The 23,838-nt window shown below is 54.7% G+C and carries 24 protein-coding genes and 1 pseudogene; 9 read left to right on the forward strand and 16 right to left on the reverse strand.

Annotated features, from left to right (window positions below):
• The first annotated feature begins 30 nt into the window (after window positions 1-30).
• On the forward strand, window positions 31-1,608 hold the full coding sequence (gene guaA, locus ABIC80_RS00375; protein ID WP_042716372.1) for a glutamine-hydrolyzing GMP synthase: 1,578 nt from the start codon (window positions 31-33) through the stop codon (window positions 1,606-1,608).
• Between the two features lie 154 nt (window positions 1,609-1,762).
• Here the strand turns inward: guaA and ABIC80_RS00380 are convergent, their stop codons facing one another.
• From ABIC80_RS00380 to ABIC80_RS00395, 4 genes are all read right to left on the reverse strand, one after another.
• Window positions 1,763-2,098 (reverse strand): hypothetical protein, encoded by a 336-nt coding sequence (locus tag ABIC80_RS00380; RefSeq protein ID WP_429174949.1) that lies wholly within the window; start codon window positions 2,096-2,098, stop codon window positions 1,763-1,765.
• Between the two features lies 1 nt (window position 2,099).
• Window positions 2,100-2,288, reverse strand: coding sequence for a hypothetical protein (locus ABIC80_RS00385; protein WP_023481154.1), 189 nt, complete (start codon window positions 2,286-2,288; stop codon window positions 2,100-2,102).
• A gap of 103 nt (window positions 2,289-2,391) precedes the next feature.
• The gene (locus ABIC80_RS00390; RefSeq protein ID WP_429174950.1) at window positions 2,392-3,006 is read right to left on the reverse strand and encodes an SMI1/KNR4 family protein; all 615 of its coding nucleotides are present in this window, start codon (window positions 3,004-3,006) and stop codon (window positions 2,392-2,394) included.
• A 16-nt stretch (window positions 3,007-3,022) separates the two neighbouring features.
• A complete protein-coding gene (locus tag ABIC80_RS00395; protein WP_320511486.1) occupies window positions 3,023-3,592 on the reverse strand; it encodes a hypothetical protein in 570 nt (189 codons plus the stop codon).
• Between the two features lie 180 nt (window positions 3,593-3,772).
• Between ABIC80_RS00395 and ABIC80_RS00400 the strand changes: the two genes are divergently transcribed.
• Window positions 3,773-5,392 (forward strand): hypothetical protein, encoded by a 1,620-nt coding sequence (locus tag ABIC80_RS00400; protein ID WP_429174952.1) that lies wholly within the window; start codon window positions 3,773-3,775, stop codon window positions 5,390-5,392.
• A gap of 141 nt (window positions 5,393-5,533) precedes the next feature.
• Entirely contained in the window at window positions 5,534-5,929 is a 396-nt protein-coding gene (locus tag ABIC80_RS00405) for a VOC family protein (protein WP_429174953.1), read from the forward strand.
• An 11-nt stretch (window positions 5,930-5,940) separates the two neighbouring features.
• On the opposite strand, the gene iraP is transcribed toward ABIC80_RS00405, so the two are convergent.
• The 5 genes from iraP to ABIC80_RS00430 all read right to left on the reverse strand — a co-directional run bounded on the left by iraP (window position 5,941) and on the right by ABIC80_RS00430 (window position 12,574).
• Window positions 5,941-6,282 carry an anti-adapter protein IraP gene (gene iraP / locus ABIC80_RS00410; RefSeq protein WP_042716380.1) on the reverse strand — a complete coding sequence of 114 codons (342 nt, stop codon included), beginning with the start codon at window positions 6,280-6,282 and terminating at the stop codon, window positions 5,941-5,943.
• Between the two features lie 195 nt (window positions 6,283-6,477).
• Window positions 6,478-8,253 (reverse strand): EAL domain-containing protein, encoded by a 1,776-nt coding sequence (locus ABIC80_RS00415; RefSeq protein WP_429174955.1) that lies wholly within the window; start codon window positions 8,251-8,253, stop codon window positions 6,478-6,480.
• Between the two features lie 467 nt (window positions 8,254-8,720).
• Window positions 8,721-10,085, reverse strand: coding sequence for a methyl-accepting chemotaxis protein (locus tag ABIC80_RS00420; protein ID WP_263754174.1), 1,365 nt, complete (start codon window positions 10,083-10,085; stop codon window positions 8,721-8,723).
• A gap of 377 nt (window positions 10,086-10,462) precedes the next feature.
• Window positions 10,463-11,767, reverse strand: coding sequence for a methyl-accepting chemotaxis protein (locus tag ABIC80_RS00425; protein ID WP_370569025.1), 1,305 nt, complete (start codon window positions 11,765-11,767; stop codon window positions 10,463-10,465).
• 240 nt (window positions 11,768-12,007) lie between these two features.
• Complete coding sequence (locus tag ABIC80_RS00430; protein WP_263754175.1) at window positions 12,008-12,574, reverse strand: DUF4142 domain-containing protein; 567 nt, start codon at window positions 12,572-12,574, stop codon at window positions 12,008-12,010.
• Between the two features lie 346 nt (window positions 12,575-12,920).
• Here ABIC80_RS00430 and ABIC80_RS00435 point away from each other — a divergent pair, with 346 nt between their 5' ends.
• The 3 genes from ABIC80_RS00435 (at window position 12,921) to ABIC80_RS00445 (ending at window position 15,523) form a co-directional block, all read left to right on the forward strand.
• Window positions 12,921-14,000 carry a mechanosensitive ion channel family protein gene (locus tag ABIC80_RS00435; RefSeq protein WP_042716393.1) on the forward strand — a complete coding sequence of 360 codons (1,080 nt, stop codon included), beginning with the start codon at window positions 12,921-12,923 and terminating at the stop codon, window positions 13,998-14,000.
• 150 nt (window positions 14,001-14,150) lie between these two features.
• On the forward strand, window positions 14,151-14,516 hold the full coding sequence (locus ABIC80_RS00440; protein WP_094421527.1) for a DUF1304 domain-containing protein: 366 nt from the start codon (window positions 14,151-14,153) through the stop codon (window positions 14,514-14,516).
• 83 nt (window positions 14,517-14,599) lie between these two features.
• Window positions 14,600-15,523, forward strand: coding sequence for a LysR family transcriptional regulator (locus ABIC80_RS00445; RefSeq protein ID WP_023481259.1), 924 nt, complete (start codon window positions 14,600-14,602; stop codon window positions 15,521-15,523).
• Here the strand turns inward: ABIC80_RS00445 and ABIC80_RS00450 are convergent.
• Window positions 15,474-16,268, reverse strand: a complete 795-nt coding sequence (locus ABIC80_RS00450; protein ID WP_429174956.1) for an extracellular solute-binding protein — start codon at window positions 16,266-16,268, stop codon at window positions 15,474-15,476. The two genes, ABIC80_RS00445 and ABIC80_RS00450, sit on opposite strands and share 50 nt — an antisense overlap.
• Window positions 16,269-16,280: 12 nt before the next feature.
• Entirely contained in the window at window positions 16,281-17,564 is a 1,284-nt protein-coding gene (locus ABIC80_RS00455) for an MFS transporter (RefSeq protein ID WP_200134680.1), read from the reverse strand.
• 373 nt (window positions 17,565-17,937) lie between these two features.
• On the opposite strand from ABIC80_RS00455, the gene ABIC80_RS00460 reads away from it, so the two are divergent.
• Window positions 17,938-18,540: a hypothetical protein gene (locus tag ABIC80_RS00460; RefSeq protein WP_312606140.1), complete on the forward strand. Its 603-nt coding sequence runs from the start codon at window positions 17,938-17,940 to the stop codon at window positions 18,538-18,540.
• A 32-nt stretch (window positions 18,541-18,572) separates the two neighbouring features.
• Here the strand turns inward: ABIC80_RS00460 and ABIC80_RS00465 are convergent, their stop codons facing one another.
• From ABIC80_RS00465 to ABIC80_RS00475, 3 genes and pseudogenes are all read right to left on the reverse strand, one after another.
• Entirely contained in the window at window positions 18,573-19,121 is a 549-nt protein-coding gene (locus ABIC80_RS00465) for a GNAT family N-acetyltransferase (protein ID WP_429176429.1), read from the reverse strand.
• A 63-nt stretch (window positions 19,122-19,184) separates the two neighbouring features.
• Window positions 19,185-19,607, reverse strand: a pseudogene (locus ABIC80_RS00470) (GNAT family N-acetyltransferase); the annotation flags it as partial.
• Window positions 19,594-20,025, reverse strand: coding sequence for a GNAT family N-acetyltransferase (locus ABIC80_RS00475; RefSeq protein ID WP_429174958.1), 432 nt, complete (start codon window positions 20,023-20,025; stop codon window positions 19,594-19,596). The pseudogene ABIC80_RS00470 and the gene ABIC80_RS00475, both read right to left, overlap by 14 nt.
• A 301-nt stretch (window positions 20,026-20,326) precedes the next feature.
• Here ABIC80_RS00475 and ABIC80_RS00480 point away from each other — a divergent pair, with 301 nt between their 5' ends.
• The gene (locus tag ABIC80_RS00480; protein WP_429174960.1) at window positions 20,327-21,226 is read left to right on the forward strand and encodes an ATP-grasp fold amidoligase family protein; all 900 of its coding nucleotides are present in this window, start codon (window positions 20,327-20,329) and stop codon (window positions 21,224-21,226) included.
• Here ABIC80_RS00480 and ABIC80_RS00485 read toward each other — a convergent pair.
• Window positions 21,223-22,296, reverse strand: coding sequence for an ATP-binding protein (locus ABIC80_RS00485; RefSeq protein ID WP_367165189.1), 1,074 nt, complete (start codon window positions 22,294-22,296; stop codon window positions 21,223-21,225). The two genes, ABIC80_RS00480 and ABIC80_RS00485, sit on opposite strands and share 4 nt — an antisense overlap.
• Window positions 22,293-22,997 carry a response regulator gene (locus tag ABIC80_RS00490; protein WP_054803511.1) on the reverse strand — a complete coding sequence of 235 codons (705 nt, stop codon included), beginning with the start codon at window positions 22,995-22,997 and terminating at the stop codon, window positions 22,293-22,295. Before ABIC80_RS00490 ends, ABIC80_RS00485 begins: the two co-directional genes overlap by 4 nt.
• Window positions 22,998-23,318: 321 nt before the next feature.
• Between ABIC80_RS00490 and ABIC80_RS00495 the strand changes: the two genes are divergently transcribed.
• Entirely contained in the window at window positions 23,319-23,708 is a 390-nt protein-coding gene (locus ABIC80_RS00495; protein ID WP_242388710.1) for a transporter, read from the forward strand.
• Window positions 23,709-23,838 lie beyond the last annotated feature (130 nt).

Raw genomic sequence — 23,838 nt, forward strand, 5'->3', positions numbered from 1 at the left:
ATCTCGCTCTTTGCCTCGGAACTAACGTCAATGACGGACAATATTCATAAACATCGCATTCTTATCCTCGACTTTGGCTCGCAATACACTCAGTTAGTCGCACGCCGCGTGCGTGAACTCGGCGTCTACTGCGAACTGTGGGCGTGGGATGTCACTGAAGCGCAGATCCGCGACTTCAACCCAAGCGGCATCATCCTCTCCGGCGGCCCGGAAAGCACCACCGAAGAGAACAGCCCGCGCGCGCCGCAGTACGTTTTCGACGCCGGTGTGCCGGTGCTCGGCGTCTGCTACGGCATGCAGACCATGGCGATGCAGCTTGGCGGCCACGTTGAAGGCTCTAACGAGCGTGAATTTGGTTACGCGCAGGTTGAAGTGCAGACCGAAAGCGCGCTGATCCGTGGGATTGAAGATGCCCTGACTGCAGACGGCAAAGCGCTGCTGGACGTGTGGATGAGCCACGGCGATAAAGTGACGGCGATCCCGTCCGGCTTTGTCACCGTTGCCAGCACTGAAACCTGCCCGTTCGCCATTATGGCTAACGAAGAGAAGCGTTTCTACGGCGTGCAGTTCCACCCGGAAGTGACGCACACCCGCCAGGGGCTGCGTATGCTGGAGCGCTTTGTGCGCGATATCTGCGAGTGCGAAGCACTGTGGACACCGGCAAAAATCATTGATGACGCTGTTGAGCGCATCCGCCAGCAGGTTGGCAACGATAAAGTGATCCTCGGCCTTTCCGGCGGCGTGGACTCCTCCGTCACCGCGATGCTGCTGCACCGCGCGATTGGCAAAAACCTGACCTGCGTCTTCGTCGATAACGGCCTGCTGCGCCTGAACGAAGCAGAGCAGGTGCTGGATATGTTCGGCGACCACTTTGGTCTGAACATTGTTCACGTTCCGGCAGAAGAGCGCTTCCTCGGCGCGCTGGCGGGCGAGAACGATCCGGAAGCGAAGCGTAAAATCATCGGCCGCGTGTTTGTGGAAGTATTCGATGAAGAAGCGCTGAAGCTGCAGGATGTGAAGTGGCTGGCTCAGGGCACTATCTACCCGGACGTGATTGAGTCCGCAGCCTCTGCGACCGGTAAAGCGCACGTTATTAAGTCTCACCATAACGTTGGCGGCCTGCCGAAAGAGATGAAGATGGGTCTGGTTGAGCCGCTGAAAGAGCTGTTCAAAGATGAAGTGCGCAAAATCGGCCTCGAACTTGGCCTGCCGTACGACATGCTGTTCCGCCATCCGTTCCCGGGCCCGGGCCTCGGCGTTCGCGTCCTCGGCGAAGTGAAGAAAGAGTACTGCGACCTGCTGCGCCGCGCGGACCATATATTTATTGAAGAGTTGCGCAAAGCCGATCTCTACAACAAAGTGAGCCAGGCGTTCACCGTCTTCCTGCCAGTGCGTTCCGTCGGCGTGATGGGCGATGGCCGTAAGTATGACTGGGTTGTCTCCCTGCGCGCGGTCGAAACCATCGACTTTATGACCGCCCACTGGGCGCACCTGCCGTATGACTTCCTGGGCCGCGTCTCCAACCGCATTATCAACGAAGTGAACGGTATTTCCCGTGTCGTATATGACATCAGCGGGAAGCCGCCAGCTACGATTGAGTGGGAATGATCGGATAGCTTTTTCTGAGTTTCTCAGAGATCTGAATTAAATTTAACCCACTGTTTTTACAGTGGGTTTTTTATATTTGGCGCTATAAGACTTATATTAGTGGAGCACTTCATATTCAGGATTCGCGAATTTAAAGAAGCCTGTAATAGCGGGCTTACTCTATTTTGACTTTTTTAGGAGCGATTGCAGATAGCGAAATCATAAACCCTGTTAATGCGGCAATGATTAACGGGAAAATAAAGGCGTCGGATGTTCTGAGCGGGTTTTTAATATCAAACAGGATAACAATAAAAAAAGCGCTGGTTGCAAAGGTTGAGGATGAATAAACCTCATTCATTTTGAACTGGAGTTTATCAAGCGAGAAGGGTGGAGTCTCTTTGCATAGGGCATCCCAGATGAGATGTACTGCGAGGTAACCTGTACACAGGATGAAATAAAATCGGGTTAACTCCTGTGTATTCTGTGGTGCAAGCCAGTCAAGAAAGTGCATTTTAGTGAGCAGACTTCCTTGCAGCATAGAGCGCAGGGAGCGCTACCGCACCTGCTAAAGCAAAGCTGTATGCGATACCTGCCGTAACGGTGAAAGCTGGAATCAGAAATGACAAGCCGCCGGGAAGGGCAAATCCTAAACCTGCACCACCGATGATTGCTTTCATCAGCGTAATCACATTGATTTCCATACTTCCTCCCATATCCCCAAAGGCTGCATTATCTGTGGGGAATTTTAGGGAGCTGCCTGTAATCTGTACAGAATTATTTCCAGCTAATACGAGGCCGCTTCCATTAATACATCCACTTCTCCACCACCTCATCCCCGAGCCGTTCGCGCAGCAGTTCCTCATTCTCCTCCTCGCCGTGGGCTTCGAGCAGGCATTTGAACATCAGCGCGTCGAGATACTGCCCGGCATCGCGGAATATCTGCGTCAGCATCGGTGAGGTGTCGTGGTCGAAATACCACACTTCGCCGGTTTCGCGGTGAAAGCACCACAAATTACCGTTGCCGAGATAGTCGCCAAAGGCGATCAGGTTATTAACCAGCTCCCACTGCGGGTCATCCTGCGGCACATCTTCAAGAATGTCGCTAATGCCAGGATAGGCCGCCAGCAGTGGTTCGATGGCGGCGTATTGCGCAGGCGTCACGCTGCACAGCGTTTCGGCGAGGTTTAGTTCACCAATCTGCTGATGATAGGTGCGCAGCACCGGCGGCAGCGGGCAGCCGATGCGCTGCTCAAGTGCAGCAATCTCCGCGTCGCTGGCGGGCGTGGAAGGAGCAGGATTATCCCACTGATCGCGCCAGGCGTGCACACAGTCGCGCCACCAGGCAAGGCGGGCGTGCTGATCGGTAAACTCCGGCCAAACCAGCGGCGGAAGCGGGCGGTTATCGCTCTCATTAATCATTGTTGGGCGCTCTCAATTAATAGCTCTGGCTGTCGACGCTAAAAAGATAGTTGATATCAAGGTCGGCTGCGGGCTTCGCATCGTCGTTTTTCTCCAGCACAAACTCAAATGCTGGCTGATAGTCATCCTCACGGAACACTTCACCCGCAAGGATCTCCACCGAGTAAGTGCCGTTTTCGAGCGCGATATGCGGGCGGTTCGGCGCTTCATAGCGCTGCAATAACGCGCTGATACTTTTATCGTTGAAGTCGTCGAGAATGCGCCAGGTAAAGAGCTGCACCTGCCCATGCTCGACGCGCAGCGTGTAACCTGGGCGGCGGTGCTGGAGATTATTTTCCGCTTTCAGCAACTCCGGCGTCTCGGGCGGCAGGGTGAAAATAATGGTGTAGGGGTAGTTTTCAACGCCCGTCATCGGGATCAGCACACCTTCGAGCACCGCCTTATCGCCGCTCTCATTACGGGTAAACTCCGTTGCCAGGTCGTCAGCGAGCTCGTTGTCATCTTTGAACTTTTTCAGCAGGCGGATATCGGCAAGCAGAAAGTAGTTCACCAGATCGTTCAGCACTTCATTGCATTCATAGCGCACGCGTTGCCCTTAGATTTATCTCGTTGTAGAGGGATTGTTACTGCTCTGAAAGGTACGATCACCTACTTGATCAGGGGGGCGACTCTGTGCGGCGGAGGCATAATCAGCTATAAACAGGCGTAAAGGTCGGCGTTTTGCGCATCCGGCAAACATCAGGAATTCAATACAAGGAATATGAGTATGCAGCGATGGTTAGCAAAAATCCTCGGTAAACAAGGGGCTGCAGAGCAGGACGCACCTTTCCCGCTTCCCTGGCCGGGGGACAGGCAGAGCATCTACCACTTTCTCTCCCCTTATGCAGACGGCAGCGCGCCGTTGCCGGAGCAGGCGCAAACCCTGCCGGATGAAGATACCCTTGAGGGCGAGTTGCGCTGGGTGGCGGGCGGCATGGACGGCGCGTTTGGTCATCACGGCGGCGGCGCAGACGCAGAAGAGGCAGCCGATGAGATTATCAGCGCATTAAGCGCCGTGCTGCGCAAACCCTCTCCGGCTAATATGAACACCTTCTATGCGTTGCTGAAAGCGCGCCCGCCGCTTGATTACATCGATATTTTGACCGACAAACTGCCGGAAGCGCCGTCGCTCTCGCCGCAACAGGTTCACGACCTGATGGTCTGGCTGGCGACCAACAGCCCGGATCGCAACCCGGTCAAATGCGCCATTGCGCTGCTGGCCTTTTTCCCTTCCGACGAAAACCGTGCGCTGGTGACCACGCTTGGGCTGCATGAGGAGTTTACCCTCTTTACCGCCGTCGCCCTGCGCAATATGCTGCCGGAAGAGGCATTTGACGCAACGCTGACGGCGCTGGCGAAACGCGTAACTGGCTGGGGGCGTATTCAGCTTATCGAACGCCTGCCGGATGAGGTCTCGCCCGCCACCCGAGAATGGCTGCTGCGCGAGGGCTACGCCAATTCAGTGATGGAGGAGTACACCGCGTGGGACTGCGCCACCAAAGGGCGCTTGCTGGCGGCGCTTTCGGTCGACGCAGTGGATGATTGCGTGCTGACTGGCGCGGGGGACATCCTTGCGGCGCTGATTGCTGGCGGACCGGCGCGCGATATCCATGACTACCCGGAGGGCGCGCAGGCTTGCCATCGCTACCTCACACTGCTGCGCCGCAGTCAAAACGACGATCTGCGCAACTTGCTCAACACCAGCGCCATCGGCGCGTTTGCCGGTGATGAAGATAATAACTGGGAGACGCTGCAGGCGGAAGGCTGGAGCGATGAGATCCGCCAGCATATTGCGGATGATGTAGAGGCGATTGTCGCGCAGGAGAAGTGGCTGACGCGCGTGCAGCAGGATCTCACCGCCTGCGATAACGGCGATTTTTACCTCGCTCTGCGCGCAGCGAAGCTGTTAGGCATCGATACCTGGGAGCAGGTTTTTGCCCGCCAGCAAACGGTGCCCAATGAAGCGAACTGGTATGAGCTGATGCAGACCGAAAGCCCGCAGCGCATGGAGCGCATTCTGCAACTCGCTGAACAGCAGCTCGATCTTGCGGCGATTGCCAGTGGACCAGATACGCTGATGGGCCTTGGCGCTGAGTATCGCCAGCACGGCGCGCTCGATTTTATCCTCCAGGATCTCAACCGTTTTCCCGGTATGGGCTGGTCGCTGATTAAAACCGGCCTGCGCAGCCCGGTGGTGCGTAACCGCCTGATGGCGCTCAATGCGCTGGAGGGCTGGCCGGAAGAGCAGCTTCCGGCAGAGCTGCATGGCATGCTGGAAACCGCCTTCCACGCGGAGCCGGATGATAACGTGCGTGCGCGGTTAGAGAAGATGCTGGCAGAAGAGTAATTTGAGTTGAACGGATGCCGAAGCTCGCCATATGGCGGGCTTTTTTATTTGGCTGCCATCGGCAGGCTCATACCGACAAATCCACCCGCAAATTCTGTGTAGGCTAAAGGCAATTAATCAACGCGATGACAGGAGCGCGGAATGTTTACTCATATGCGAATTGCCAGGCCGGTGACCAACCTTGAGCAGGCTTATCAGCAGTACAGCAAAGGATTAGGGCTGAAGCGTATTGCGGACTTCAGCGATCATGACGGTTTTAGCGGCGTGATGCTAGGCCGGGAAGGATTGGGCTGGCATATGGAATTAACCCTCTGCCATCATCATCCGGTGCAGCCTTCACAGACGGACGAGGATTTGCTGGTGCTCTACTACCCCGACAAAGCGGAGTGGGAGGCGGCCTGCGCAACGATGCTGGATGCCGGTTTTATTCCGGTGGCGTCGTTTAACCCCTACTGGGATCGTAACGGGCGCACCTTTGCCGATGCCGATGGCTACCGGGTGGTGATACAGAATCAGGCGTGGATTAACGCTGAGTAAAAAGCGGCAGATTAGCTCTGCTCTGGCCGATCGGCTGTCAGGTCATCACCTGTGACCACCGCGGGCGTCTCGTCCGACTCTTTGCTGACGGCGCGCGTTAATTCGACCTGCTCATGAAATTTCACCAGCAGCAACTCGGCGTCGGATTGCAGCGCGGCGTCGGGCGTCTCCAGCACAGAGTTGATCGACTTATTAATGCTCGCCACCATTTCATCCAACCCGCCGCCTTTGCCGACGGTCAGCGTCAGGGCGGCAACGATAAGCGACTGCGCCTCAATCTGGGCGGTCAGCTCTTTCATCTGCGCATCCATCCTGGACATTTTAATTAGCATACTCAGTATGACGTTTTTCATGGCCTACCCATCTGAAGTCATTATTCAGACGAATATTACTCCGGGATGGGATGAATTCAATCACACTATTTGTGAATACGCGATCTTGTATACATTAAATGTATATATGCGTGATGAGTTTTCACTAACTATTTGATAATTATCGCTTCTGAGGCGCTCCCTCGCCTGACGGTAACCTGTCAACGCGTTGCTATATCAGACACGGATCTTCCACTCCAGCCAGCTGCTCATCTCCTGGGCCGGAAGCGGGCGGGCATAGAGATACCCCTGCGCCTGGTCGCAGCCATACTTCTGCAATGTTTCGCCGGTCTGCGCGTTTTCCACTCCTTCCGCCAGCACGACATAATCGAGCTCTTTCAGCATGCCGATAATACTGCGGGCGATAATGCGCGAGGCAGTATCTTCCGACAGTTTGGAGATCAGGCTCTGATCCAGTTTGATGATGTCAATCGGCATACGGCGCAGATAGCTGATGTTGCTGTAGCCAGTGCCGAAATCATCGAGCGAAATGGGGAAGCCGCGCAGTTTCAGCATCTCCAGCCCTTTCAGTGCCGCCGCGCTCTCAATAATGCGCTCGGTTTCCAGACACTCAATGCCGAGCAGGCTGGTGGGCAGGCGCGCGCGGATCATGCGTGCTTCGAGGCTGTCGGCAAAGCCTGGCGCGGAGATATCCTGAATACTCACGTTAACGGATACCGGCAGCGCAAGCCCGAGCGCATGCCAGGCTGCAAGTTGGGTAATCACATTGGCGATAACCCAGCCTGTCAGATCCTGTAGCAGACCGGCCTGCTCAGCAAAGGGAATAAACATCCCCGGCGAGAGTTCGCCTTTTTGCGGATGTCGCCAGCGGATCAGCGCTTCAATGCCAACTGGTGAATCGGTTTGCAGACACATTTTCGGCTGGTAGACGAGATAAAGCCCTGACAGTTTGCCGTCGATGGCCTGCGTCAGCTCCTTCATTAGCACCGGCATGGCCGCTGCATCCTCATCAATAATGGTTTCCGGCAACTGGAAGGTGTTCTGGCGGATGCGCTCATGCAGGGCATGCACGGCTTTATTGAGCACCTCTCTGGCGGATACATCGCCGGGGATAAAGTTTTTGCCTGCGGTGTGGACGCGGAACTCGACGGTAATGCCCGGCTCCAGTTCGGCGCTGACGCCCTGCAACCGGCTGGCGATGGCGCAGGCCGTAATGTTGTCCGACGCACGCGTCAGCAGGGCAAAGCGGCCCGTCGCCACCATATAGAGTTTGCCGCACTTCAGCGGGCGCAGGCGCAGAGGCAGCATAATCGCCATATCGCGCAGCAGGTTTTCAACCGGGGCCATCCCGCGGGTGCGCGCCAGTTCGAAAGCTCGGGGCATGTCGATACAGTCAATCAGGATCAGGTTACGCTCGGCGGTATCATTCGCCGCGTTCAGCAGCTGGATATCGCGCAGCAGATGCAGCTTGTTCGGCAGCCCGGTAATAACATCCGTCAGGCCAGCGTAGTGCCAGGCTTCCAGAAACGACATCGCCAGCTCACCCAGCAGCCGCAGCGTATCAATCTGCTCTTTGGTTACGGTATGAGGATTGGTATCCACCACGCAGAGCGTACCGAGAGTAATGCCATCGCGGGTGGTCAGCGGCACGCCCGCATAGAAGCGAATAAAAGGGCTGGCAACGGTCAGCGGATGCGTGACAAAGCGGGCGTCCTGCAAAGTGTCCGGCACGATAAACGGATTACCGCTGTCGACGGCATAGCGGCAAAAGGAGTTAACCCGCGACGAGGTCTCCAGCTGGAAGTTAATCGCGGCCCGCACATACTGATTCTCATCATCGAGTACGGAAATAAAGCTGCCGGGTATTTTTAACATTCTGGCGGCGAGCTGGGTAATTTTACGCAGCACATCATCGCGACTGTCATCCGGGTTCAGCAGAGCCTGTAACGCCAGAAAATGGCGTTCTTTGTCGTCGCCGATATTGAGTAACATTGTTGCCTCCCAACCGGCTGTGGACGGTGGGTAAAAATAAGAGATAAAGGGTGCTGAAAACGCTTTTTAGTTGTTACAGCGGGATGGAAGCATACCGGCAGGCAACGTCAGCCCAATGCAAATATGATTTGTATTGATAGTAGCAGTAACGGAGCGCAACTGATGCCTGTAAAAGGTGCGGTCTCACATTTATTTCACAATTTGATTTACGCCATCAGCGCCCGCCAGCCGGGGAGGAAGAGCATAAAGTGGAAGGGGATGGTTAGATTTCATAACAACACCATTAATAAATAAGAAGAATATTTCAGAGCGCCAAAAAGAGATAAAAAAAACGGGCAGCCGCGACACCGGCACTGCCCGTTATAAATAAGACGAAGAGGATAAAAGACGTATGCTTTTTTATTACTACGTCCGGCGACTTCTCCGGTGCGTAGCCTCGTCCCGTATAACACGTTGCTTCAGGAAGCTCAGCTTACCGCGTGCGGCAGCGTAAAGTGCTGCACCACGCCGCGCAGGGTTTCCGTTCTGCCATTAAGGTTGCTGGCTGACGCCGTAATCTGATGTACCAGCGCGGCGTTCTGCTGAGTCACGCGATCCAGCTCGGCAACTGCGTGAGTCACCAGCGAGATGCCTTTACTCTGCTCATCGGAGGCGAGCGCGATTTCACCGATCAGCGCATTGACGCTGGCGACATTACCTTTCACTTCGCTCATCGCCTCACCGGCATCTTCCGCCACATCTTTGCCCTCATGAACCGAGGTAATAGCGGATTTGATCAGCGACTCAATTTCACGCGCCGCCGCCGCACTGCGCTGGGCGAGGGAGCGTACTTCTGTTGCTACCACGGCGAAACCGCGGCCCTGCTCGCCAGCACGCGCTGCTTCCACGGCGGCATTTAGCGCGAGGATATTGGTCTGGAAAGCAATGCTGTTGATGGTGGAGGTGAACTGGCGGATCTGCTCGGAACCATCGGCAATGCGGTTCATGGTGCTGGCCAGGGTTTCCACCAGGTTGCTTGCTTTCTCGGTGGTGTGGGCGGTCATCACCGACAGATCGCGAACCTGACGCGCATTGTCGGCGTTGTGGCTGACCGTTGAGGTCAACTCCTCCATGCTGGATGCCGCCTGTTCAAGGGCTGCCGCCTGCTGGGTTGTACGGTTTGCCAGATCGCTGTTACCGGCGGCGATCTCGCGTGCTTCACGGTGCAGCGCGTCGCTGTTCTCGCTGATCGCGCTCACGGTAGTCAGCAGGCTGTTCTGCATCTCACGCACCAGCGGGATCATCTGGCCTACACAGTTACGGCCAATATCCTGTGGCTGGTAGGTTAAATCACCCTGCGCAATCAGGCGGAAATGGGCGCGGATATCGCCAACTGGCCTCACCAGATGGATAACCAGGTAGCAGTCGCAAAACAGCACCAGCCCGGCGGCTGCCAGCAGGGCAACAATCAGCACGATATCAAGTTGGCTGCGATCGGCGGCAATCTGCGCGCTATTGTCATGGGACTTACGGGTTAACGCCGCCAGATGCTCGCTGGCCTGCATTCTCCAGGCGCTCGCGGAGCCGGATAACGCCTCTGTGGCCCACTCTGCGCCCGGCGGGATTTCATTAATCAAGGCCGCTTTTTCGGCTGCGCTTCCCTGTTGCAACACCTGCGTGGCGTGGGAGAGGAAGATCGCCTGCTGGGTCAGGGCTGTGCTCTGATCTGCCTGCTTGTTCATATCGCGCACGGCAAAGGCAGCATAGCCGCCGGTGGCGGTAATCAGCGCCAGCGCTGTCAGGAGGATCCATAACACGACGCGGCGGATAGTGTAGTTTTTCAATGTGTTCATAGTCGCGTCCTGTTTGATAGCGGTGACCAAGAGTGTTGTTACGTTATATAAATAGCGCGTTAACTAATTACGTGCGATTTTATTGAGTGAATTGTGGCAGGATTTTTACGGAAAGATAGTGGGAGAGAGGTAAATAATTTCGTGATGAAACAGTCGACGCGAAGCGGGGCGGCTACGTTCAGGCGTAACGGCTTGTTTAATAGGCATAATCGCTATTAACCGCCGGCTTTAATTGATTGTTCCTTGCGTACTGATAGGTGTGCGCGGTGGTTAAAAGCCGGGAAAGAGGGGAGAGGGCAGCGCGCTGGGTGCTCTCTCCTCTCCTGGTCTGGACGGGAAATTTAGGTTATGGCGTGGCGCATTTCTGTTTGTTGAAGTCAGTCAGCTTTGACGGAAAGGGCAACATCTTTTACCGCCGCCTCAACCCCGGCTGCATTTTTCTGGATGCTGGCAATCACCTCGCCCGCTTCACGCATCAGCGTCACACCTTCGCGGGTGCTCATCAGGTTATTCTCAATGCCGCTCAGCACCTCTTTAGCCAGTTGATTATTGCTGGCCACAACCCGCTCAATCTCTTCCGTCGCGCTACTTACGCTCGCTGCAAGCGTCCGCACTTCTGCGGCCACCACGGCAAAACTTCGCCCGGACGCGCCCGCTCGCGCAGCTTCAATCGCGGCGTTCAGTGCAATCAATCTTGTCTGCATGGCAAAGCTGCGGATGGTCTCAACCATCCCGTCGATGCTGTCAGATTGATCGTTGAGCCGCGAGACATCGCTGGAGACCGTGCTCATTCTCTGGGCAATGGTATCAATCATGCGGATGCTGTTTTCGATAACCGTCGCGCCATTCTGTGCGCTGCCACGAGTTTGCACCGCCATATCCCACGCGTGGACAGCCGCCTCCTGCTCCCGCTGGTTGCGCAGCACATCTGCCGTGACATCGGTGGCGAATTTCACAATCTTATAAAGCTGCCCGTCGCTGTTAAACACAGGGTTATAGGTTGCCCGCAGCCATAAAGGTTCGCCCCGGCGGTTCAGGCGTGGAAACTGACCGGAAAAGAACTCGCCCTGATTCAGCCTCTCCCAGAACTGGCGGTATTCGTCGCTTTTATGCAGCGTCTCAGAGCAGAAGAGACGATGGTGCTTACCGATAACCTCTTCTCGTTTATAACCGGTGGTGCTCAGGAAGTTGTCATTCGCTTCCAGTACGATCCCTTCCGGGCTGAAGGCGATGATGGCCATTGAGCGACCAATGGCGTTAACGATCGCCTCCTTCTCAAGCGCAACATGGATGCGTTCGGAAATGTCGGCAGCAATTTTTATCACTCGGGTCACCGCGCCGTGACGGTTGGTGACGGGGATATAGCTGGCCTCAAGCCACACAGGGCGATTACCCTTTGCCAGGCGCAGATATTTGCCGCTAAAGCTTTCGCCACGCGAAAGGCGTTGCCAGAACTGCGCGTACTCCGCTGAGTTCACCAGCGACGGCGGGCAGAAAATGCGGTGGTGCTGGCCGATGATTTCATCCGCGCGATACCCCATCGCGGAGAGAAACTGCGGGCTGGCGCTATGGATGATCCCTTCCGGACTGAATTCAATGACAGGTTTATTCTGGCAAAGTGCGTTATAAGACGCGGATGAACGCAGGCGGCTCAGGGAAAAAAGGTGTTTAAGGAAAGGCATACGCATCAGATTTACCGGATCGAGTAAGAATTGATCTGGTTATCGGCAAACTCACCAGCAGCATTATGTATCAGTGCGATAGTTGCAGGATATTATTTAATCAATGGTTAACCGTGAGCGAAGCGGGATAGATGACCTGAAGGGCCGCGCCACGGCGTCTGGCAGCGGCGCGGCCCCGGTCTGTAACACGTTAAATCTGCGTCATTCAGCTTGCAGGCTCGTGTACTTTTTTACGCTTTGTTACTTACTTGCAGACAGCTGCTCGGCAGACTTCAGGTGCTGCTCAACCACCGGGGTATGGGCATCGGCCAGCGTTTTAACGTCTGGATCTTTGATCTCTTTAGCGTCGCTCTGCAGTTTATCGAGCACCATTTTGTGATCTTTGGTGCCGGCGTTTTCCATATAGAGCTTGTCAAACTTGTCGCCGCTCTCCTTTTCAAGCTTGGCAGCCATCGTTTTATGCTTAGCGTCCGGCTCGGTCGGCAGTTCAACGCCTTTTTGCTTAGCGACGTCCTGAACTTTGGTCAACGCCGCGCCATGATCATCGACCATCTTCTGCGCATAGGCTTTCACTTCGCTGCTTTTGGCTTTTTCCAGCGCGATTTTCGCGGCGGCGACCTCATTGATATTGGCCTGCGCCATATCTTTTAACGCTTTTTCATCGCCGGAGCTGAGTTTGGTGTTTGATGCGGTCGCGCTACTCTGCGCGGCGCTCGCCGGTGTCTGGGCTTGCACGCCAACCGTGGTGAACATCGCGACGGCGGCCGATACGGCCAGCAGTCCTTTTAAAGTTTTACTCTTTTGCATGTTGTTCTCCTGATGGTCATGGGTACAGGTTTTATGAATTCTGTAATCGTCAGCAGCCTCGTAGGTAAATGACAACTGCAGTGGTCAGTATAGTGGATACGCATTTTTTGCCAGCTTAATACGTTAGAGTTCTTAATATATCGGGCTAACTTGAGGGCGCTTCAGCCCTGAAAATCGTTATCAGAATTGCCTGATATTGTTATCAACGGATAAGGCTGTTTTCATATTTTTCATATAATAAGGCGCGGGAATCAGGCAATCTGCGGGTTATCTGCAAGCTAAGGGTTACCGATCCGTTTAACCGTACTGGCAACGCAGGGGTGTTGGCAGAATATAAGGGGAAAGCATGCCTTTTTTATTTGGTGAGTTATCTGGCGCTCCGGCATGGGTGCCTGCGGTATTGCTCGTCACGCTCTCGCTCGCGATCGGTTTTCTCGCGAGATTTATCCTGCTGCAATTTATCCGTTACTGGCAGAGTCGCGACAGAAAGCTTTTTAAATCACTTGAGAAACACCTGCGCGGTTCGATGTTTCTTTTCATTCCGCTGCTGTTAATCCGCGTCGGTGTGAATTATGTCCACATCCAGCCAGAATCGATGGGGTTTATTACCACAACAATTAATATATTTATTATTTTGTCATTCTGCTCGGTCCTGATCCGCTTAATTAACGTTGCTCAGGATATGCTTTTTATCCGCTATGACATTAATATTTCGAACAATCTTCGTGCGCGCAAAATCCGCACGCAGATAATGTACGTGAAGAAAGTCGCTATCGTTATCCTCGTGACGCTCTGCCTCTCGCTGATTTTGCTCAGCTTTCCGGGCGTGCGAAAATTCGGTACCACGATTCTGGCCGGTGCCGGGGTTGCCGGTATTATCATCGGTTTTGCTTTGCAAAAATCGCTGGTCAATCTCTTTGCCGGTATTCAGATTGCCTTTACGCAGCCTATTAAAATTGATGATGCGGTGGTGGTGGAAAAAGAGTGGGGCTGGATTGAGGAGATCAACCTGACTTACGTGGTGGTGCGTCTGTGGGATCTGCGTCGGCTGGTGCTGCCGATCACTTACTTCACCGAAAATCCGTTCCAGAACTGGACGCGTAATAATGCGCAAATTTTAGGCTCGGTTTTTCTCTACGTTGATTACTCGATGCCTTTAGAGCCGCTGCGCCAGCATTTTGAAAAAGTGCTCAGTGAAACCAAGCTCTGGGATCAGGAAACGCAGGTGCTGCAGGTGACTGATACCACGGAAAAAACCATGACCATCAGGATGTTGATGACGGCACAGAACTCGCCAACGGCCTTTGATTTACGCTGTTACGTGCGGGAAAAAATGATTGAGTTTATTCAGGAAAATTATCCGCACGGCCTGCCGCAGGTAAGGGCAACGCTGACCGCGCCTGCGGCTGCCGAAAACGAATTATAGTCTTACCGGGCGCAACGTGCAGTGGCAATAATCTGGCTGCACGTCCGCGCTTCGCTTTATTAATACCTGCCTCTCTTGTACCAGCCGCAAAATTAACGAAAAATGGGTTAAGCTGTTTCTTAACCCGCACATTAATTTTTGAGGCTTGCTATGCCAGCAAATATCCTGATTGCGCTTGTCGCCGTTATTCACCTCTATATTCTTGTGCTCGAAATGTTTCTCTGGAATACAGAGACAGGTCGTAAGGCGTTTAACCTCAGCCCCGACTTTGCCCGTGATAGCCGGGTGATGGCCGCCAACCAGGGGCTCTATAACGGCTTTTTAGCCGCCGGTTTGCTGTGGGGGTTATGGCTTGGCGATAGCGGCTTTCAGGTTAAGGTTTTCTTCCTCGTCTGCGTGCTGATTGCGGGGATTTTTGGCGCGATCACCGCCAGCCGGAAAATCCTCTATGTACAGGCGCTTCCGGCGCTGATTGCGCTAATGGTGTTGTTGATAACGCGCAGCCCGGTGTTGTAACGTTGTTAAATATTTGATCTTGTCTGCCGGGCGGTTATGCTCTTATCCCTCTGTTAACCGCCCGAGAAGGATCGCCTCTCATCATGCCCGTGAATTTCGATCTCAACGATCTCTATGCTTTCCGCGCCCTGGTGGAATATGGCAATTTTCGCCTTGCCGCCGAGTCAATCTGCCTGTCGCAATCAGCATTGAGCCGCCGCATAGAGAAGCTCGAGAACGCGCTGGGCATTAAGTTGTTTGACAGAACCACGCGCCGGGTTGCGCTGACCCTCTACGGGCAGACCTTCGCCGAGCGTTCTGAACAGCTGTTGATGAATGTGGAAGCAGTGTTAGCGGATATCGATAAAGTGAGCCAGGATCGCGTCGGCGTGGTGACGGTCGCCGCCGTGCCTTCTGCCGCGTGCTACTTCATGCCTGATGTGATCCGCACCTTTAAAGCGCGCTTTCCCCGGGTGCGCGTGAAGTTAATTGATAGCAGCGCGGGCAACGTGATCGACACCGTTGCCAGCGGCCAGGCCGACTTCGGCATCTGCTTTGCCGGTAGCCTGCTGGCAGATATCGAGTTTCGCCCGCTGGTGGTGGACACCTATGTCGCGGCCTGCCGCCACGATCACCCGATTGCCAGCAAGAAGAGCCTCACCTGGCGCGAATTTTATCAGTATGACTATATCGGGCTGGATAAAACCTCTGGCAACCGCAATTTGATTGACCAGATGCTGGGGCACATCACGCCTGAGCGCCCGAGCATCTGTGAAACCCGCCATGTCACCACCATGATTGGCATGGTGGAAGCGGGGGTGGGCATTGCGGCGATACCGGCGATGTCGATGCCCGCGTCAGCCCACTCGGTGCTGACGCATCTGCCGCTGACCGACCCGGTAGTCAAACGCACGCTGGGGCTGATCCGCCGCAGCGGGCGCGTGCAGTCCTATATCGCCGCCGAACTGGAGAAACTCATCACCGAGCAGTATCACGCGGTGCCGCCGCAACGGAGTGCATCCCGGTAAGGTGGATGGTCGATTGCGCCTCGGGGGCGGAGAGGAACGCCAGCAGTGCTTTGCCCTCCTGCGCATGTTGCGCTTTCGCCGTCACCGCCCCGGCAAAACGGGTAATGTATTGAAGATCGGCCGGCAGTTCGCCCACAAAAGTTACGCCATGCTCTGGCAGCAGTTCGCTCACCTGCTGGAAGCCGACGGCGTAATGGCCTTTTGCCACCTCGCCAGCGACCGGAATGCGCTCCACTTTGTGCGCCTTCTGCGCCACCGCCTCGTCGATACCGAGTTTTTTGAATAACTGGCTGCTGACGTAGACGCCGCTGGCGCTGTCCGAATAGGCAATCGATTTGGCTTTCAGCAACGTCGCGCGCAGCTCCTCATTGGTTTTGATCGCGGGAACCGCGTCACCCGCTTTCACCACCATCCCAATCGGTGAGTCGGCCAGTTCGACGCGGGAGCCGGGCGCAATCCACCCCTCTTTTGAGAGTTTTGTCAGCGCGTCGCCGACCATAATCACCACATCCGCCGCTTCGCCACGTGCCAGCCGCGCGGGGATCGCCTGCGGCGTTTTGCCCATCGACGGCCCGGCAACCACCACAATGGTATCGCCGGTTTTCGCTTCAAATTGTGGGATCAGTTTCTGCAATGCCGGTTTAAAGCCACCGGAAATCATTACCGTGATCTCTTTCGCCGTGGCGCCCAGGCTCAGCGTGCAGAGCAGCAGCGTGGCGAACAGGGAACGCAACATAGTCTTCATTATCGTCACTCCTTAACGTGCGGTTTGCAGGGTTAAACTGCTGCGGCGGTACATATAGAGCGTGGCGAGCAGGGCGCAGATCGCTGCAAAACTCATCCAGTAGCCGGGGGAGGCTTTATCGCCAGAGTACTCAATCAGCGCGGTGGAGATCACCGGCGTAAAGCCGCCAAATACCGCGGTTGCCAGGCTGTAGGCCAGCGAGAAACCGGCGACACGCACTTCGGTGGGCATAATCTCTGTGAGTGCCGGGATCATCGCGCCGTTATAGAGGCCATAGATAAACGACAGCCACAGCAGCACCGTCAGCATCATGGTAAAAGTGGGGTTCTGCGCCAGCAGGCTGAGGGCCGGGTAGGAGGTGAACAGCGCCAGCAGTGTCATGGTCACCAGCACCGCTTTGCGGCCAAAGCGATCGGATAACGCCCCGCCAATCGGCAGCCAGATAAAGTTAGAGATCGCAACCAGCAGCGTCACCAGCAGGCTATCTGAAGCGCTGAGCATCAGCACTTTTTTGCCGAAGGTCGGCGCGTAAACGGTGATGAGGTAAAAGGCGGTTGTAGTCATCGCCACCATTAACATACCGGCGATCACCACCGGCCAGTTCGCCAGCAGGGTGGTAAAGACCTCGCGCATCGCCAGCTTTTTATGGCGAGCGTTAAACTCCTGGGTCTCTTCCAGCTTGCGGCGCAGGATAAAGATGAATGGCACAATCAGGCAGCCAAACAGGAACGGCAGCCGCCAGCCCCATTCACGGATTGCCGACTCTTCCAGCACGGCATTCAGGGCGAAGCCCATCGCGGCGGCGACCATAATGGCGACCTGCTGGCTACCGGACTGCCAGCTGGTGTAAAACCCTTTGCGGCCCGGCGTGGCAATCTCGGCCAGGTAAACGGAGACCCCGCCCAGCTCGGCCCCGGCGGAGAAGCCCTGTAATAACCGCCCGCTTAATACCAGCAGCGGCGCCCAGATACCGATGGTCTGGTAAGAGGGGATCAGCACGATCAAAAAGGTGCCTGCCGCCATGATCGACAGCGTGACGATAAGCCCTTTACGGCGGCCCACTTTATCGATGTAGGCCCCAAGCACAATGGCACCGATAGGGCGCATTAAAAAGCCCGCGCCAAAGACCGCGAAGGTCATCATCAGCGAGGCAAACTCGCTGCTGGCCGGGAAGAAGTTATGTGCAATATAGGTGGCATAAAAGCCGAAGAGAAAGAAGTCAAACTGCTCGAGAAAGTTGCCTGAGGTAACGCGCAGTATCGCGCTGGTTCGTGCCATAGGGGTCAATGTTTGCATGTCATCTCCAGTTATACAGGGACGCTTGTAACGCGCCTCTCTGAAGAGTGGATCAGGAAAAGTAGCTGAATAAGCGCATTAAACTCATCGTCTGATGCGTGACGCGCATTAATCGCCGTTAACATTTACCCTAAATCAATTGCAACATGCTATTAACATGATTTCGCGTTTCAGTTGCTCTGTTTGCCAGGGCAAAAAATGACCTCTCTAATCTGTGACGAGGCGCATAAACGCACTATTGCAGAAAAACCTATCAACCCTGGTAGGGCGGTGCGGTTGCCATCTCATCACGCGCTGCTATCTTAATGCCCATCGACATTGGACGTAATGTAAAGCGCTCAATGGCTTACTTTTTCAGGAACAGGAGTTCAGGATGTTTAAGCGTTTAAGCGCGATTGTTTTCGTATCGTTGATGGGTGCCTCTGTGGTTCAGGCGGAAGAGCTGCGTGCCGTTGATGTGACAAAATTTGACGTTGCCGGGGTGAAAACCGGCATGGATTACGATGAGGTCGTCAAGGCTATTACCACCCACTTCAACGTGCCTGCCTCTGCTTTACAGGTGGATAAATACCCGCAAGATAATCTGGTCACCGGTAACAAGCAGCCGAAATTTGTCGGGTATGAAAAAGAGGGTGTGAAACTGCAGGTCTATTTCGAAGGCCGCGTTCCGGTGGATGCGAAACATCCGCTGGCGGCGTCAATGATCACTTACGAGCTGCCGTGGTCGACTGCCAACAAAGAGGCAATGGAAAAAGCGGCGGTCGAGAAGTATGGCCCGGCATCAAATGCTCCTTATTCGACGCCGATGGTATGGTGCAAAGAGCCTGGCAAACAGGCCGGGATGGCGTGCTCTTCCACTACGCAACAAGCCGTGCTGAAACTCTCCAACACCTCTCTTGAACTGGACGATCCTGTCTGGAGAGAGGCGCGTATCAAATTTATGGACAGCAAACAGACCCGCACGCCGGGCTTCTGATGAGGGGCGAGGTGGCAGATCCACCTCGCGTTTCAGGCTGAGGGATGGGGGGCGCTTTTCTGCCACTCATCCCTGCTAAGGCTGTAGAGCAGGCTCGGCGGCGCGTTCTCAATATCCGCAATTTCGCGCACAAACTGTAGTCCAGCTTTTTCCAGTACCTTTCGCGACGCCAGATGGTTAGCGCGCACCACGCCGCAAATCTCCCCCATTTTCAGCGTCTCAAAGCCATATTTCACCGCGTAAAGCGATAATTCACTCGCCAGCCCCTTGCCCCAGGCGTCGGTGGCAAAGCGATAACCTAAGTTATTCATCGGGATATCGGCAAAGCTGCGCAGGCTCAGGCCACCAAAACCGATGATCTTCTCGGGCGCGTCGCGCAGCGCGATCGCCCAACTGCCAAACCCGTGCTCTGCCCAGTGCGCCAGCCAGCGATCCAGCACCGTCTTCGTGTATGCAATATCGGGATAGGGCCCCGCCGGGTTGAAGGTGTTGGTCGCCGGATCGCCATAAATCGCGAACAGATCGCCGAGATCCTCCTGCGCAACGGGGCGCAGGAGTAAGCGTGAGGTATAAAGGGTCAAGGCAGCCTCCTGGTGATTGCCTAACGATTTAGAGAGAACAATTAAGCCCTGATGCTCTTTAAAGCCATTACGCGTGTAGAAATCATCTGAAGCATACCCTTTTTGCGTGTTGAGGATTATCGCATTCAGCCCTTCATCAAGGCAGCGCGCCTCGATAAAACTCATCAGCTGGGTTCCGATTCCCTTTCTTTGATACTCCGGATCGATAAAGAACTCATCAATGTAATACTCCATGCCGCCGGGCCACGGTTTTTTAAAGCCGATGCTCACCGCGATTACCTCATCGCCATATTTGGCGATATAGCCGCGGAAATAGTTATTGCCCAAATGCGCCTGAATAAACTCGACAATCGGCTGCGGCGACGGCCAGCTCTCATTCCACGGCGCTTGCTGATAGGTGCGGCAGTAAAGTTGCGCGCAGGATGTGATATGCGACTCATCCAGCTGCTGCAAGGCAATATCCATTTTGGCCTCAGCGCGGATCATTCAGGTTTAACTTAATCAGATAATGGCGCTGCATCCCCTCTCCGGGAAAGTCCGGCAGGCTTAATTTCAGTTCGTAACCCTGTTTAAGGTAAAAGGGCAGCGCCTGAAAACTGGCGGTATCCACCTGCGCGTGTCGGCAGCCCATACGCTGTGCTTGCTCTTCTGCCGTGCGGATAAGCGTGCTGCCAAGCCTGGCACCTCGCGCTTCTTCGCTGACCCATAAAAAATCGATGCACAGCCATAACCCTTTTTGCGTACCGATTAACCCACCGACCATCGCGCCCGCCTCGTTTCGGCTGTAGATGCCAACCTGACCCCAGCCAGAGCCATCAATAAACTGCTGGTTATAGCGCCGTAAGCCGCTCAGCAGCTCCTCTTTGTCCTGCTCCGTCACTTGGGTGGCGATCTCAATGGCCATGATTTTTCCTTATCATTTTTAGTTATCTGGAGATGATTTTTATCATCAATGGGATGGATATGTGTCTGCTCTTCGAGAGTAAAGAACTTTCCCTCTCCCTTCAAACACCCCGCGCCGCCAATTCTGGTAGCCCGCTTTGTGCGTTTAGCGATAGAGAGTTTATTACCAGAAAAAAGAGAAGGGCTGAATTATTTAAAACGGCGCGAAAGGTCGTTCATTGACCTCCATTTTCCCTCCATAATTCGCGCAATATCGCGCAATAAAAGCTGTTCACAATCTTCATTGTTCTCAGGAGGGGGCAATGAACAAACTCGACTATTTCCGTAAATACATCTCTTATTTAGCGAAAAAAATGACTGCCTGCGCCGTGGCGGACAGCCATTTTCATGCCAGCAGGCTAAAAAGAATTTCCGGACGCGAACACGATTTGCGCCATCCGGTGACGCTCAGCGAAAAGATCTGCCACCGCATGCTGTATGACCGAAACCCGCTTTACACCCTGCTGGCGGATAAGCTGGCGGTGCGTGATTATGTGAGCGCCCGCACCGATCAATTACGCATCGTGCCGCTGTTGGGTGTTTATCACAAAGTCAGCGATATCGATTTCAACGCCCTGCCGCAGCGCTTTGTGCTGAAGTGTAATCACGACAGCGGCAGCGCGGTGGTCTGTCTTGATAAGGATGAACTTAACGTTGGCGCAGCCATTAATAAGCTGTCGCTGGCGATGAAAAAGAATATGTATTACGCCACCCGCGAGTGGCAGTACAAAGATATTGCGCCCGTTATTCTGTGCGAGAAATATATCGACGTCTTTACCCGCGGCAATAAAAACCAGACGCCAGAGATGCTGCGCCTCCACTGCTTCCACGGTGTCGCCGAGGTGATTGAGGCAGATTTTACCGATGAAGAGGGGAATGGTTATATCAACGTCTATAACCGCGCATGGCAGTTGCAGCCCTACCAGATGGAGTATCCCAATACGCCCGGTGCGATCCCCGAACCTGACTTATTGCCGCGAGCGATCGGCGCGTCGGAACGGTTAGCCAAAGGGATCGATTACTGCCGCATCGATCTTATGCCGGCGGAGGAGGGGATCTATTTTAGTGAAATCACCCTCAGCCCGCGCCGGGGAAAACTGAAGATCGTCCCGGCCGAGTGGGATGCCCGGCTGGGTGAGATGTGGCGGCTGAATTTAACTTAGCGCGTTGCGCATAACGGCCAGCTCAGCCTGAACAGCGAATGGCGGTTGGCCGTCAGGGTGTAGGTCACATCGCCGCCGTGGGCAAGCATGATCGCTTTCACTACCGACAAGCCCAGCCCGCAACCCTCCGGGTGCGCCTCGCGCGCATCGGCTCCGCGCTGAAAAGGCTGAAACAGGAATTTATGCAGCCCTTCAGGAATGCCGGGGCCATGATCCTGCACCAGCACGTACACCTCTTTATCGGTGGCGCCATTTTTAATCACCAGGGTTTTCGAGGTGGCATATTTGATGGCGTTATCGAACAGCACCGTCAGGCACTGAATAATGCGTAGCGGATCGCATACGCATGCCTGAGGGCGCAGCTCTGCGATGACGTTGACGTGATGCCGCGCGAACTCCAGCGAGAAGGCATCGATCGCGCTTTGCAACGTCGACTTTAAGTCGACCTCCTCAAGGGTTAATGAAAATTGCGCCGCGCCCGAAGAACTTACCACCCGCATATCCTCAATCAGGTTGGTTAACCCTTCGGTCTGTTTCAGCAGGTTGGCAAAAAGCGCCGGATCGGCGTCGAACACGCCATCGACCAGCCCTTGCAGCCGGCCGCGCAGGATCGTCACCGGCGTGCGCAGCTCGTGGGCAATCGCCGCATTCCACGATTTGCGCTGCGCCTCGAGGGTTTGCAGCTTTTCCGCCATGGTATTGAAGTCATTAACGAGGTTATTGACCTCGCCAAGGTGCGAACTGGAACAGGCGGCGCGCGCACCGAGATCGCCCTCGGCAATCCGCCGCAGGCTGGTGGCGACAGAGGTTAACGGGCGCAGGATTTTTGATGACAGCCTGACGGCGAAAAAGAGCGAGATGGCAAGCGACACTAGGGTGACCATCAGGATCCACGCCCAGTCGACAATCGTCATCTGCTCCTCATTGCCGATCTCCGCACCGCCGGGGATGTAATCGATCAGAAAGGCATAAAAGAGATAAGAGCCGATGATGGCGATGGCAATCACGATCAGCGTCAGTGAGATCATAAACCACAGGATCTGCCGATCTAATGTCTGCTGGCGGCTCATTTCATCTGCCCCAGACGGTAGCCCATGCCGCGAATGCTCTCCGGCATCCCCTTCAGGCCGCACTGCTCCAGCTTTTTGCGCAGCTTACTCATATGGCTGTCCACCGTGCGATCCAGCGTATCGCCCTCCGGCAGGCAGGCATTGAGCAACTCTTCGCGGGAGCAGACTTTGCGCGGGTTTTTCGCCAGGTGTGCCAGCAGCTTAAATTCGGTGGTGGTCAGCAGCGGGGTGACCGTTTCGCCATCAACATGCACCTCGACATAAAACTCCTCGGGATAGACCGTCACATGCTGGGTGCGAATCGGTTTATCGCAAGGCGGCACGCCGCCCGCTTTGGTGCGGCGCAGCACGGCTTCGATGCGCGCCACCACTTCCGACGGGTTGAAGGGCTTCACCACGTAATCATCCGCGCCGAGCCGCAGCCCCATCAGTTTATCGATGTCCTGATCCAGCGCGGTAACCATGATGACCGGCACCGTGCTCTCTTTGCGCACCGCGCTCAGAACGCTCCAGCCATCATGGATGGGCAGCTGAATATCAAGTAAAACCAGATCGGGTTTATGCAGATAACAAAGGCTAATCGCCTGCTCGCCGTCGGCCGCGCGCAGCGTACGCATACCGGCGCGATGGATATAGCTTTGCAGAATATCGGCGATTTCATCATCATCTTCAGCAACCAGAATAAGGTGCTTATTGTCCATCTTCTCTCCCGCTACCGTTGACGATGTCAGTGCGTATTAATTTAGTTCTTTCTGAATGAAACACGGTGGTGTCCTGCCAGCAATTTGCCACAGTCAGACCAGACCCGACGGCAAAAGTTGCATGCCGTAATGCGCTCTTTCTTAACCCCTCATTACGGCTTCCACACAGACTCCACATTCACGTTAAAAAATGTACATGCAGCGGGATAACAATAGTCGCTCACTGTTCTGCCATTGGTGCAAAAAGCCGGTGTGTGCTGCCTTACGTGCAGAGTAAATATCACGACTGCCGGGCCGTGTTTATTCATCAGGAATGAAGCAATGATGAAACTGGATATAAAACCCAGGGTTGAGAATTTTCCCTCGCTGGCTGTTTTTCTGCTGGTCTGCTGGGGCCTGCTCTATATATGGCTGCTGTTAATACACCATATTGGTGAGAAAGTCGCGCTAACGCTGCTCGCCTCGCCGTTGCTCTATATCAACCTCTGCGCCTGTACGTTTTTATTGGCAGTGCAGCAGAAAAGCGGCGTATTACAGGAATTAACGCTTATCTTTCTGATTATTGCCTCTCTCTTTATTAGCCTGATCGTTATTTTTAACGTCTTACGCTATCGCGTACCGACGATTTACGATCTCACTTTCTACTATGAGTGCTTTCTGACCGCCTTTTTTGGTGTGACGCCGCTGTTTTTACTCGTCCGGCGCTTCTGAACTTATCCCGCTCTCCACACAGGCTCCATCAACCATGCATTAAGACTAAACAGATAAACCTTACGATTATTGATTAACCAGGCGCAAAAAATGGCGAGTCATAATCATGCCCGCGCCTGATCCTCTGGAC

This window comes from Kosakonia sp. 1610, assembly GCF_050435845.1.
Lineage (GTDB): Bacteria > Pseudomonadota > Gammaproteobacteria > Enterobacterales > Enterobacteriaceae > Kosakonia > Kosakonia cowanii.